Here is a 13866-nt window from a genome sequence, read left to right as displayed (position 1 = left end):
AAATATACCTTTATAATTTAATTGCTTTGGCTAAAAATAATTTTTCAAAACATTGAATTAGTTCTTGAATTTCACTGTGATAAATATTGCCCATATTAGCAATCCTAAATATAGTTTTTTCTAGACCACCCTGTCCAGCATATATTATAAATTTATGTTTTTTTAACTGCTTATGTATATCGTAGTACGAATAATCAGGCGGTAATCGATAGGATTTTAAAACGCAAGAATAGTCAGCATAATTTAATAATGTTCTTATTCCTAGAGATTGCAAACTATTTTGAATAATTTGTGAGCGGTTTTTATATAATTCATTTCTACTTTGCCATCCGCCTTCCTCTTCTAATTCTTTTAAGGCTTCCTGTAAAGCATAGCTAACTTGAACAGATTGAGTAAAAGGAGAATAACCTTCTAGCTGTTGTTGGTGATAGCCATAAATATCAAGATATAGACTGGATGCTGCTGTATAACGAGACTCAAATACAGATTTTTTAGTCAGTACAAATGATAATCCGGGTACACCATGTAAGCATTTATTAACAGTTGCAGCACAAGCTTCTAAATTCCACTCAGAAAATTGGATGTTTTCTGCACCAAAGCTGGACACGCAATCTAGTAACAAAGCAACATTTCGACTTCGACAAATTTCGCCTAATTTGGCTATATCATTTAATCTTCCTGTTGTGGTTTCATGGTGAACAGCAACAACATGAGTAAAGCTAGAATCTTGGGTTAGATGCTGCTCTACTGCATCGCAATTCATTGGCTCTTCCCAAGGCGATGTGACTACTACCAAATTTTTCTGATGGATTTTCACCATTTTGGCCATGCGTTCACCATAAACACCATTGGTAACAATCAAAGCTTTTCCTGATTGTGGTATCAGGCTTGATAGCATGGCTTCTACTGCACAAGTACCTGAACCTGTGAGTACAATAGCTTCATAATTTCCTACAGCTTCTGGATATACACTAACTAAGCGACTTTTAATGTCTAACATCAATTGAGCAAATTCTGGCTCTCGATGGCACAAATCTTCTCTAAGCAAAGCTTGGCGAACTCTCTCGCTTAGTGTTACAGGGCCAGGATTAAGTAGAATATTACGATGGTTGATAGTCATTTATTTTGTAAAAATTCTCGTAAACGTTGAGCCACTTCTGGCGGTGTAATTTTGGGGCGAGGTAGTTGTTCTGGGATACCAGGTTTGATTTTAATGTGCAGGAAAGTTAGTTCTTTGGAAGGTGATTTTAAGTAATTTTCTAGCTCTTCTGGAGTATATATACAAGCAACTTTTTGATAACCGCAAGCTGATGCGATCGCACTAAAATTAATAGAATGCGAAACAGTAGATTGACCGCCAGTAGATTCATGGCATTGATTGTCAAGTAAAATGTGGAGCAAATTTGCTGGACGTTCATAACCAATAGTAGCTAATGCACCTAAACGCATTAGTGCTGCTCCATCTCCATCCAAAACAATTACACGCTGTTGGGGTTTACTAATTGCTATACCCAATCCTAAACTTGAAACGCATCCCATCGACCCAACCATATAAAATTGGGATGCATTATCTGCAATAGAATAGAGTTCACGACCACAATAACCTGTGGTCGCTAATAAAATATCATTAGAACTCATATAATTTTGAATATTTTTGAGCATTTCATGGCGGCTAAAACTTGCTTCTCCTTCTAATTCTGCAGTATTTGCCGTTAACGAATAAGACTTAACCTTGAGGACAGAATTAAGGGAACAAGTTTCGATTGAACCTTTTTTCATTACTAAAGCGTAAGGTTTTTGTTCAATCCTCATTATTTGCACTGCACGCTTTAAAGTAGGCTGAATTTCATCAACCTCTGTGGGGAAATATTCCCAAGGTATTTGCATCAGTTCCAGCAATTGGGGAGTAATTTCTCCCATCATCTGATGTTGCGGTTCATCTTTGTCACCATCAGGTTGACCACGCCAAGTTACTATCATCAGAATTGGGATTTTAAAAATTTGATTAAGAGAGGTTAACGGGTTCACCGCATTGCCTAAACCTGAATTTTGAAACATGACAATACTAGGAACTCCTGCTAATTCTGCTCCTGATGCAATTGCGACTGCATCACCTTCATTCGCTGCACCGACATAGCGTAAAGCAGAGTCATCAATTACATAGTTAATAAAAGAAGTGAGATAGGAACAAGGAACACCTGTATATAACGCAAATCCTAAACTTTGTGTAGCTTGAATAAAAGTTTTAGCAGGTATCATTAGAAACCCCCAGCTGTAATCATATCTTGAATTTCATCTACATCTAACCAATTTCCTTTAATGTAAATTACATGAATAACATAGCCAAGATGCACTAATTCATTGATTAATTGTGGTATTCTTCCTTGCTCTTGTATTTCATCTTCAATTAATAAAGTTTTGATAGTATCCCGCAGAATATTTTGAACTGCACTGGAAACCTTGAAAAGACCTGTCCATATTCCACAAATTTGTTCTGGAGAAATTTGACTATTAATTTGTTGTAAATATACATCTGTATAGAATGCTTGTTGAGAATTCGGTAACGTACATTTTACATAGTCCGGTCTGACAGAATTTAAATGCGCTTTACTATCAGCATCAACAACTATTACAAAATCTTGTTCGCTATCTAATAAAAGCTGTAATACATATTTTTTGAAGAGTACGTCTCCATAACCAATAATTAAATCTTGATTTTTTGCAGATATTCCTTCTAACCCTAAATAGAGAGACATCAGTTCTCCACTAGAGTCATAATTATCATTATCAACATAATTTAGATTCTGCAAATTAATAGCTTCTTTTTTATAGCCTCGCACTACTGTAATATCTTTGATGCTAATTGTGCGGTAATTATTCACAACTTGAGACAGTAAAGGTTCGCCTTTTAATTCCAGCATACACTTGGGCTTATCTGCAGTAAGTTGCCCAAACTCTATACCTCTTGATGCAGCTAATAACAAAGCTGCAATACCTTTCTGATTTTGAGGCAAATAACGTTTCTCTGCTTCTTGTAATTCTAAGGCTCCTTGCAATCTAAAAACTTCGGCTACTGAAATAATCTCTTCTTCAATAGTTAATAAACTTTCTTCTGTAAAAATCCTTTTTGCGGCTTGCTGCATAGCTGTGATAGCTGCTCGACAAATCTGATTAGCCCAGATGACAACTGAAAATTGATAATCCCGAAAGACTTGAGTAGGAGTTGTATAATATTTAGTTGGAACAATAACAACAGGACAGCGATCCCCCCACTCTTGCTTAAAAGCTAAAATCTCATCGGCAGTTCTCAAAGAACTATGAATTAAAATGCTATCAGCCCCAGCTTGATGATAAGCATCAGCCCGTTTGAGGGCTTCTGGTAAACCCCAACCTGCAATCAAAGCTTCAATTCTGGCAATCACGACAAAATCCTCATCAGACTGAGCATCTTTAGCCGCTTTAATTTTTCCGCAGAATTCTTCTATATTGGCTAATGGTTGTGTTGCGCCATTAATAAAACTATTCGTTTTTGGAAAAACTTTGTCTTCTATACAAACACCAGCAATTCCTCTTTGCTCTAATTTTTTGACTAGACGACGAACATTATTAAAATTACCGTAACCCGTATCTCCATCTAAGAGAATTGGTATCGAAGTAGTATCGCACATGAATTCAAGTACTTCTAGGACTTGTGTCCAACTGGCTTCGTTATTATCTCTAACTCCCATTGCTGAAGATATAGAAAGCCCACTCGCCCAAATGCCTTTAAATCCTGATTCTTGTCCAATTTTAGCGCTTAAACCATTATGAGCTTCTATTAAAAACTCAAGAGTTTTTGAATTAATAATTTGTCGTAACTGCTTGGTTTTTTTCATTATATCTATCTAAAAATTAGAGTAATTATTAATTGCTGAACAGTATTTTTTCTGTGAATTTAGTCTATTTTGAGGCTCTCATGAGCGCACAAAATCTAAATTACATACTTAGATGATGCTTGAGTCAATAGTATTAGTTAGGTTTAGACTGTTTATTAGTTTGGGAATTACCTTTGACTTGTTCTTTCTTCAATTTCTCTAATAAAACTTTGTAATTTTGATTATCAGGACTCAACTGGACTAACTTCTCTAAGGGTTGAATTGCACCTTGAGTATCTTTTAAACCTAAGCGCACATTTACCAATCCCTGCAAAGCCACTTGATTGTCTGGTTCTCGTTGCAAAACCAGTGCAAAACCCTTTTCTCGCTGTTTTAGTGCAGAATCTGGAGATGCAACTACTGTCTTAGACGGCTGAATAGCCTTTTGAATCACAGGAAACGCCGAAAACCCAATAGAACCTAAGAACGATCCTAGAGATATAAATGTAAGCAACTTTTGTCGTCGCTTAATTTGTTTTTTGCGATTAATGAGGTAGTCTTCCCCTGAACTAGCCATACTTAATGAATGCTGTGGTAAATACTTAGGTGATACCAGCCCTCCCGATATGAGGATACCCACGGCTCACAGCAAACTATCATCTGAGGAAAAAATGTTTTACACAAAATTCAAAGGTAGATTTTGAATATTTGATGTTATTTATGCTAATCCAGTAGAACATTAATGATTTTAGGTTGCGATCGCCTTCCCTCAATCAAGCAACACAGCAGCTTTACTAGCGATCGCATTCTCTGCCAAAATCACACATCAATAGTATTGGCATGAGTTATGGATTTATGAGAGCTATTCACTCTATCTATCTTTAGCAAGATTTTGATATATGCAAACCGTAAGCTAGGATACTGTTGCGCGATCGCAATTGAGCAGCATCATGAAAGTTTTATAAAGATTTGCAATCTGATTGTTGAAGTTTAGATGTTTGCGATATTCTATATAAGATGCAAATACAAAACGGTAAAATTGTTTTGCTCTTGCACAATAAAAATTCTCAACTACCCGTATTGTATGGGTTTTTCAAAATTTGCAAATATTCCGTTGACTAAAACCAATACAGTTTTACAAGTCGTGTTTGCTTATGTGATCCATGCATTGATGAGGACGGCTGTTTTGTGCTTTCAATGTCTACGATGACTGTGCGATAGGCATCTTTGTTTTGTGGTGGTAATTACCGTACAAAACCGATAGACCGCTAATTTAGTAGAGTAAGTTATGGTATAGTTAAATAGTTAAGACTAGCTTTGCCAGATTAGAACGCTCTACGCATCGGTAGCATTTACAAAACGGAAAGCAGTTTTGATTAAGCATTTACTAAACAAAATCTGAATTAAATCGAGGTTATGACTCAGCAAGTAATTCACCCAATGGTGAAATTGCAGCGTAACGTGCAATCACTCGTAGAATCAAATATTATCAAGCCAACTGATAGCATTTGGAAGATCGCTTTGCTCTATGGCAACGATTGGCCACACTGGAAACAAGAACTGTTAGATTTTGGATTTACTATGCAAGATCCAATCAGCGAATTGTTAGCAGTGGAAGCTTGGGACGAGGAAGAATAAAGGATGAAGGATGAATTTTCAACCTTCAGACCTGATGCTTATTTACTTAATTTATCGGCAAGTAGCTAATGCTGTAGCCAGTTCTTTCGCAGTTTGATAGCGATCGCGCGGCAATGGCTCTGTGACGCGATCAATCACCTCTCTTAATTGGGGCGTGATTGTAGGTACACTAGCTACTTCAAACCGGAAATGTCGTCCTCGTTGGTGGTAAAACTTGAACGGGTTTTCACCTGTCAGTAAAAAAATTAAGGTTGGGCCGATAGCATACAAATCGGATTGAGTCAGGGGTTGTCCGCGTTCTTGTTCGGGAGCGCAGTAACCCTCTGCACCAATGCGAGTACCTGGTGCTGTGCCAATTTCTTTGACAGCGCCAAAATCTAGCACAACTATGCGATTATTAGAACTTCGCACCATTAAATTCGCTGGTTTAATATCCCGGTGAATTAGTGGTGGTTGTTGGCTGTGGAGATAGTCTAAAATATCGCAGGTTTGGATCATCCAAGCGATCGCTTGATTGGGTGTCACAGGCCCAGTTGTATAAATTCGTTTTTCTAAATCCTGTCCGTGAACTAATTCCATTGCCAAATATTTTTTGCCACCTTCCACAAAGAAGTCGTAATATTTGGGAATTCCTTCATGGTGCAAGGATTTTAAAGTATGTGCTTCTCGCTCAAATAATTCTTGAGCTTTAGCAATTTTCACCATATCGGCATTCATCTGCTTTAACACCAACAATTGTGGGTGTTTAGCAGTCACACCTGTTGCATCCCAAGCTAAATAGGTAGTACCCATCCCGCCTTGTCCAAGTGTTCGTAAGACTTGATACTGGCGGATTGTCTTTTGTACTGATAAAGGCTGACCGCAATGGATGCAAAACAAATTATTGGGAGAGTTACCTTCATGGGTGCAGGGAACAGATCCAGGCGAGAGGGTTTTTTCCATTGAGCCTGGTAGTTCTGTTTGCCGCAACCAAGAGTCTGGTGCTGTTACCTCTTGCAGTTGGAATTTGAGTATTGGGCCTCCCTGTGCTAGTTGTAACAGAGAATTATCTGGTAGCTGATTCTGGGTCACAAGCACACCATTTAAGAAAGTGCCATTTGTGCCTTGACTAATTACTTGCCACAAACCACCACTTTTAACAGAACTAACTTGTTTGAGTTCTAGATGATAGCGAGAAACTAAGCTATCAGTTAAAACAACATCGTTATCCGCCGCACGTCCAATGCGAATCACAGAGGAATTCTCGAAATACCATTGCTTAAGCGGCGTTTTTTGTTGCGGTTCTAGCAGTGTCAGAGTAACCACAATACGAAGATAAAGGATGAAGGTTAAAGTTTAACAACGGATATGTAACTGAGCATTAGCTACAGTTCATTTTAGGAAATTACAGTCATTAGAATTAAAAATTTATACTTCATAATTCATATTTATTTTTGGCTGTCTAAATTGGGACGCACTTTAGCCCGAATCAGTATAGCTGTAATATTGTCATGGCCGTTGTATTGGTTTGCTAAATCAATTAAGTCTATTACGCCGGACTCTAGGTTAGTACCAGAGCCGAGTAGAGGTTTGAGGTGCGTCTGCCAATGTATTTCTAATAAATCATTATCCGATAAACCGTCCGAAGCTAGGATGAATAAGGTATCTTCATTAATCTCGAAAAAATCGACATCGGGATTAATTGAGTGTTCGTCACGGGGCCCTAAAGCTTGGGTAAGTTGGTAAGCGTCGGCGCGGGCATAAGCAACGCTAGGCTCTACGCCTCTGCTAATCTCCCGTTGACCTACTTCATGATCTACGGTGATTTGTTCCAGCCCCCGCTTATGAGTGACGCAATAGAGGCGGCTATCTCCCACATGAGCTACGGCGGCGTGACTATCCTGTATTAAGAGCATGACTAGAGTAGTACCCATGCGCCCAACTCCAGAACGGGCATCTTTTTGATTTAGGTCATAAATTGCCTGATTTGCTAGGTATACTGCATCCCGGATGCTCTCTTCGCTTGGTAGCTGATTATTAACCCAGTGTTCTTGAAAATATTCTCGCAGGGTCGTAACCGCCAACTCACTAGCTATTTCGCCGCCAGCGTGACCACCCATACCATCACAGAGAATATACAAACCACGGGCTTGTAGAACTCTAGTTTTAGGTAACTCTAGTTTATTAATCTTGGTTTCAATGCCAAAGAAATCTTCATTATGATGACGTTGTCTGCCAACATCAGTAGCACCCGCGTCTTGCAGGCTACTTAGCTGCATTGGTAGCACCACTGTGGGCATATCATCATTTCTGGAACTGAAATCCTCTGAGTCATCAAATTGCAGCATAGTTGGCGCAGTGGGATATTTTTCCTCTTTCGGCGGCAAAGTTTCAATAGTTGGTGCTACTAATTCAGTAGACATTTCTTCTAGACGCGATCGCAATTGTGCGATCGTCTCAATTTTACCGATTTCCAAATCTCCTAACATCTGAACTACAGAGCCAAATTGAGTGCGTTGAGACTGCCTAAATAATGCCTGCCAAACTCGCCCCAATGCTTTAATTGTTAAAGGCTGCTCTGGTTGATCGGATGTCTGGTCTGCTAAATCTGCTGTCAGATCACTAGAGACTTGAATATTAGATGATTCTTGATATAAACGTCCTAGGGTCAGGGTTTGGTCTTCATCCAAGAGCAAATTCGCCAAATCCAAAAGGCTATGACGACAATTCACTGGTTCTAGTACTGTCCACAATTGGGTCATCTGATAACACCAGTGAATTATTTGTAGTGAACTGGTGGTGTTTTCTTGCCACAAGTCAAGTAAACGCGGCAAATGTGAGCGGTCTTGGATGACTATCACCTGCATTTCACCTTGCTGCCATGCATCATGAATTGGCGGTATCCCTGGGTTTACTTGGGCTTGTAATGCTATATAAGGTTTAGCAAGGTGGGGAATACCACTGGCTTCTACAGATGGTGTAACTAAACCCTTTTGCCAATTTCCTAATATGGCCTCAAGGGGTGAAATTTGATATGGTTGACAGTCTAATACCTTAATACATATTTCCGTGTTGACGGGAAGTGCTTCTAAATTTGGTAATGCTTCTAATAATTGATAACGCTGTTCTAAGTCTAAATAAGAGCCTACTGTAAGCTGAAGGCTATTTGGCACAGGAGATACAGCAGATATTGCTGCTTCTTCTCCTGCCTCATTTTCTGTACTGTTTTGAGTAGCAATTTCCGCTTCTGCAGTAGCAGCTTTGGCAATTATTGCCCACCAAACAGTTCCGCATTCTGTACCACAATTGGGACAATTTAGTGCGTTGATAGGTACAGAGGTACTGCATTCCGGACAGACCTTGTGGGTCAAGGATGTACCACAGTTTTGGCAGAATTTGTTAGAGTTCAAGTTTTCAAATTTACACTGAGGGCAAATCAGCATAGTGGAAGTTCCTCATTCCCATTCCAAGGTGCTTCTTGCCACTTAGATCCAAAGTGCCACAACTGGCTACCCCTGCCTACAGTAGACCGCTCAGAAATTGTGGTCACTATTAAATTTTGGTGGCAGTATTAATTGTGACGCATATTAGCCTAATATTTCAGATTTCAGCCAGCTAATTTATCTAACAATGGTGCAGGGGAGTAGGGTCAGCAGGGGAAAAACACCAAATCCCAAATACCAAACGCCCATTGTTTAATTTCCCTCACACCTCATTACTCAATGGTAATTGAATCGCAAAACAGGTACGGTTTGACCCACTTTCAACTTCGATTGTTCCTCCTAAAAGTTTGGTAAGTTTTTGTACTAGTGCTAAACCCAATCCTGTGCCACCTTGCTTCCACGGGTCATTACTGGGAATGCGATAAAATTTATCGAAAATCCGTGGTAATTCATAACTGGGAATTTCTACACCCGAATTAATTACCTGGAATTGCATATTTTGCGATTTCATTTGAGCAGAAATTGTAATTTCGGCATCGGGAGGGCTGAATTTACAGGCGTTTGTGAGTAGTTCGATTAGAATACGCTCTAGACTGAATGGATCGCAAGTTAATAAAGGCAGACTGTTAGCGATGCTGAGGCGTAGCTTTTGCTGACAAGAGTTGCGGTTACGTGCTTTAAATAGTTCTACTACCCGCCACAGCCATTGCTGTACTTGAACAGTTTCCAGTACCAAGGGCTTTGTATTATTATCTAGCCTTTGTAAATCTAAGAAATTACTAATGAGATTAATTTCGCGATCGCACTCGTTGTCTAAAATGTCATAATAGCGAGCTGCCTTAGAGCGTTCTGTCTGTGGCTTTTCCATCTCCAAGAAAAAGTTTTGCTCTTGATTGAGTGCTATACCCAACATTTGAATTGCCATTTTCATATTCGTTAATGGCGTGCGTAGTTCGTGCGATACAGTACTGAGAAATTCATCTTTGAGGCGATTGAGGCTTTCCATTTCCTCTAACTGCGCTTGCACTGATTCTTGACTATGTTTGAGAGCAACTTCTGCTGATTTGCGCTCTGTAATATCTATACAACAGCCAATGTAGCCGACAAATTTACCATTGGGGGTAAACCGAGGAATACCTGTATCTAACACCCAACGATATTCATTATCATGGCGCTTCAGCCGATATTCCATCTCAAATTTAGCTCTAGCATGAAAAGCGGAATCATAGATGTCTTGGCAGAAATCTTGCTCTTGTGGATGGACTCCTTCTAGCCAGCCTAAACCTTGCTGTTGCTCCATGCTACGTCCAGTAAACTTTAACCAGGATTGATTAAAAAAGGTAAACAGTCCATCACATCCTGTCATCCACAACATGACTGGTGCAGTATTCGCCATAGAATGAAAGCGTTGTTCACTTTCTCGTAAAGCATCTTCCGCTTGTTTATGAGTAGTGATATCTTCCAACACCATCAGAATTTGCGGATGCTTTTGTTGATGTTTATCTGTTGAGCTTAAGTCTAGATGAGAAAATCCATCATCAGCAGGTAATAACCTTGCTACAACCTTTACCCATACAATCTCGCTAACCGGACAATTTAAACGCAACTCCCATTTAGAAACCTCGCTAAAAGATGCAGTTTTTACTAATTCCCCTAATGCATCAGATAACTTTTGCTTGTCGGAATGTTCAAACAAGTTCAAAACAGACTGATCAATCAATTCTTCCACACTGTAACCAAGGCTGTTAGCACCAAATTTATTCACAGATAGAATAATTCCTGTAATATCTAAACTGAAATATACAGAAGGAATATTTTCATACAGCCTACGATACAAAGTTAATTCCTCTTGGGTAGGAAGCAGGGTTTCTGCTGTGCAAAGTTCTAAATCTTCGGCTCGTTCAGACACAAGTTCTAAGCGCGCAGATTTTGCAGACAAGATATCTTGTTGATGGCGATTTTTATGCCAGATCGATTGCTGATTACGGCTCATAAGACTGTATAACTTGCACCCAAGGTTTTGAGGTGGATATGGGCAGGAATAAAAAAAGATTATTATACTGCTTCTGAATTGATTTTTGTCAAAGGGTACAAGTAAAAACTTATGTAACAAAAATCATCCCCATTTAGTGAGTTTTTGAGTTCTAATTAAGCACAAATGGCTCAATATGTTTAGCAAAATACATTTATTTGGATATGCCTGTGATGGAAAAAGTAATTTTTTATATACAGGATGACAGTATCCAAATCCGGAGGATATGGCTGAGTAATCTCTGAGTAGAGAGTAAGCAGAAATGCTCAAAAATAGCTAACTAATAGTTATGCTTAATAAATGATTTTTTTTAGCAATACAATAAGGGCTTAACCCCTCAAACTAGTAAAATTTTCAGTTCAGATTCAGTGAGAGAACGCCACTCACCTGGTTGTAAACCCTCTAATTTCAAGTGGGCGATACTCACCCTGATGAGCCGTAAAGTCGGAAACCCTACTGCTGCTGTCATCCGCCGTACCTGACGGTTTTTACCCTCAGTGAGAGTCATTTCTAGCCAGGCTGTGGGTACATTTTTGCGAAATCTGATTGGCGGATTGCGATCGCACACCGGAGGTTCTTCAGATAATAGACGCACTTGTGCTGGACGAGTGTGGTAATCTTGAATCTTCACACCTGTTTGCAACTTATTTATAGCATCAACATCCGGAATGCGTTCTACTTGTGCCCAATAAGTACGTTTATGCCCAAATTTTGGATTAGCCAAGCGATGTTGTAACTGTCCATTGTTCGTCAACAACAGTAACCCTTCGCTATCCCAATCCAAACGCCCCACTGGATACACATCAGCAACCTCTATATATTCTTTGAGGGTACGGTGTTTGGGAGTTTCTTGGGTAAATTGGCTAAGAACGCCATAAGGTTTATGAAAAAGAATATATCTATATATAGAAGTCATTTGGTGTTTGTTATTTGTCATTGAGTACTTGGTAATTGGTAATTGGTAATTGGTTTTGGGTGTTTGGTGTTTGTTATTTCCCCTTGTCACCCCTCATCTCCCTCATCTCCCTCATCTCTCTCATCCCTAAGAGTCATCATGAACTGTGTACACCAGCACGCATGACAATCTGTCTTTCCCATGCCCAGTGCCCAATGCCCCATGCCCTATTCTTATCCATAAATAACCATCAATACTTAGTCCATACACTTCAGGAATTGTAAACAGCCTTGCTCACAGCCATAAGCAAGGTGGTACAATCTACTTCCATGCTAGGGGTGCCCGAATAACCAGGCTGAGATCACACCCTTAACACCTGAGTCTGGGTAATACCAGCGGAGGGAAGCTGTTTATCGAGGAATTTAATATGCGGACAGAATGGGTTGCCAAGCGGCGTGGGCAGAGCAATGTAACTCAAATGCACTACGCGCGTCAGGGTGTTATTACCGAAGAAATGCACTACGTCGCCCAGAGGGAAAATCTTCCTGCAGATCTCATTCGCGAGGAAGTGGCGCGGGGGCGGATGATTATCCCTGCTAACATTAATCACACCAACTTAGAGCCAATGGCTATTGGCATTGCCTCTAAATGCAAGGTAAATGCCAATATCGGTGCTTCACCCAACTCTTCTAATCTTCAAGAAGAAGTCGATAAGCTCAAACTAGCGGTGAAGTATGGTGCTGATACCGTGATGGACTTGTCTACAGGCGGCGGTAACTTAGATGAAATTCGTACCGCTATCATCAAAGCTTCGTCTGTTCCTATTGGCACAGTGCCAGTTTATCAAGCTTTAGAAAGCGTTCACGGCACTATTGAAAAACTCACCCCTGATGACTTTCTCCATGTCATTGAAAAACACGCCCAGCAAGGGGTAGACTATCAAACCATTCACGCGGGAATTTTACTTGAGCATTTACCTTTAGTCAGAAGCCGGATTACTGGGATTGTCTCTCGTGGCGGCGGTATTTTGGCGCGATGGATGCTGCATCATCACAAACAAAATCCCCTTTATACGCACTTCCGAGACATCATTGAAATTTTCAAGAAGTACGATGTCTCCTTCAGTTTAGGCGATTCCCTACGCCCTGGCTGTACTCATGATGCCTCAGATGCGGCACAATTAGCAGAATTGAAAACCCTCGGACAGCTAACTCGCAGAGCTTGGGAAGATAACGTACAGGTGATGGTAGAAGGGCCTGGACATGTACCAATGGATCAAATTGAGTTCAACGTCCGTAAACAAATGGAAGAGTGTTCTGAAGCACCTTTCTATGTGCTGGGGCCATTGGTAACAGATATTGCTCCTGGTTATGACCACATTACCTCAGCTATTGGGGCCGCAATGGCTGGTTGGTATGGTACAGCAATGTTGTGCTATGTCACACCCAAAGAACACTTAGGTTTACCCAATGCCGAAGATGTGCGTAATGGCTTAATTGCTTATAAAATCGCAGCACATGCAGCAGATATCGCTAGACATCGCCAAGGTGCTAGAGATAGAGATGATGAATTGTCTAAAGCCCGTTATAACTTTGACTGGAATCGTCAGTTTGAATTATCACTCGATCCAGAGAGAGCTAAAGAATACCACGACGAAACTCTACCAGCAGATATTTATAAAACTGCTGAGTTTTGTTCGATGTGTGGGCCTAAATTCTGTCCTATGCAAACCAAAGTTGATGCTGATGCACTGACAGAACTTGAGAAGTTCTTGGCGAAAGAAAAGGTTACTCAATCGTAAATTACTCAAGTAGGGTGGGCATTGCCAACCCTACTAACTTCCAGGATCTACAATGTAACCTCAAAAATTGCTTTGACATCACAGGGTAAAACAATCCTATTAACTATTTTTGAGCTTAAGAGATAGACTTTTATAAATTTTTATTATTTGATCGGGTAGAAATTGCTATAAAGACATTATCTAAGATTGCCCACCCTGCAAAAAACTTAAAGTGAAAGATTATG

10 protein-coding genes and 1 riboswitch are annotated in these 13866 nt (G+C 39.9%); of the genes, 2 read left to right on the top strand and 8 right to left on the bottom strand.

What is annotated here, in order from left to right:
* Positions 1–10: 10 nt before the first annotated feature.
* From HG267_RS11750 to HG267_RS11735, 4 genes are all read right to left on the bottom strand, one after another.
* Positions 11–1120, bottom strand: a complete 1110-nt coding sequence (locus HG267_RS11750) for a 2-aminoethylphosphonate aminotransferase (RefSeq protein ID WP_045869135.1) — start codon at positions 1118–1120, stop codon at positions 11–13.
* Positions 1117–2259, bottom strand: a complete 1143-nt coding sequence (gene aepY, locus HG267_RS11745) for a phosphonopyruvate decarboxylase (protein ID WP_045869134.1) — start codon at positions 2257–2259, stop codon at positions 1117–1119. The genes HG267_RS11750 and aepY overlap by 4 nt, the downstream gene beginning before the upstream one ends.
* Positions 2259–3875 carry a phosphoenolpyruvate mutase gene (gene aepX / locus HG267_RS11740; protein WP_045869133.1) on the bottom strand — a complete coding sequence of 539 codons (1617 nt, stop codon included), beginning with the start codon at positions 3873–3875 and terminating at the stop codon, positions 2259–2261. Before aepX ends, aepY begins: the two co-directional genes overlap by 1 nt.
* 133 nt (positions 3876–4008) lie before the next feature.
* Positions 4009–4431 carry a tetratricopeptide repeat protein gene (locus HG267_RS11735; protein WP_045869132.1) on the bottom strand — a complete coding sequence of 141 codons (423 nt, stop codon included), beginning with the start codon at positions 4429–4431 and terminating at the stop codon, positions 4009–4011.
* Between the two features lie 839 nt (positions 4432–5270).
* Here HG267_RS11735 and HG267_RS11730 point away from each other — a divergent pair.
* Complete coding sequence (locus HG267_RS11730) at positions 5271–5492, top strand: DUF4327 family protein (RefSeq protein WP_045869131.1); 222 nt, start codon at positions 5271–5273, stop codon at positions 5490–5492.
* Positions 5493–5543: 51 nt separating this feature from the next.
* Here HG267_RS11730 and HG267_RS11725 read toward each other — a convergent pair whose 3' ends face one another.
* From HG267_RS11725 to HG267_RS11710, 4 genes are all read right to left on the bottom strand, one after another.
* Positions 5544–6797: an FHA domain-containing serine/threonine-protein kinase gene (locus HG267_RS11725; protein WP_045869130.1), complete on the bottom strand. Its 1254-nt coding sequence runs from the start codon at positions 6795–6797 to the stop codon at positions 5544–5546.
* A gap of 122 nt (positions 6798–6919) precedes the next feature.
* Entirely contained in the window at positions 6920–8914 is a 1995-nt protein-coding gene (locus HG267_RS11720) for a serine/threonine phosphatase (RefSeq protein WP_045869129.1), read from the bottom strand.
* Between the two features lie 262 nt (positions 8915–9176).
* Positions 9177–10907 (bottom strand): PAS domain-containing sensor histidine kinase, encoded by a 1731-nt coding sequence (locus tag HG267_RS11715; RefSeq protein ID WP_045869128.1) that lies wholly within the window; start codon positions 10905–10907, stop codon positions 9177–9179.
* A gap of 376 nt (positions 10908–11283) precedes the next feature.
* Positions 11284–11862, bottom strand: a complete 579-nt coding sequence (locus HG267_RS11710) for an rRNA large subunit pseudouridine synthase E (RefSeq protein WP_045869635.1) — start codon at positions 11860–11862, stop codon at positions 11284–11286.
* Between the two features lie 303 nt (positions 11863–12165).
* Positions 12166–12262, top strand: a riboswitch (TPP riboswitch).
* Positions 12263–12268: 6 nt separating this feature from the next.
* On the opposite strand from HG267_RS11710, the gene thiC reads away from it, so the two are divergent.
* Positions 12269–13642: a phosphomethylpyrimidine synthase gene (gene thiC / locus HG267_RS11705; protein ID WP_045869127.1), complete on the top strand. Its 1374-nt coding sequence runs from the start codon at positions 12269–12271 to the stop codon at positions 13640–13642.
* Positions 13643–13866: the final 224 nt, after the last annotated feature.

Source organism: Tolypothrix sp. PCC 7601 (genome assembly GCF_025677855.1).
Lineage (GTDB): Bacteria > Cyanobacteriota > Cyanobacteriia > Cyanobacteriales > Nostocaceae > Aulosira > Aulosira diplosiphon.
This window is presented reverse-complemented; position numbering and strand designations above follow the sequence as displayed.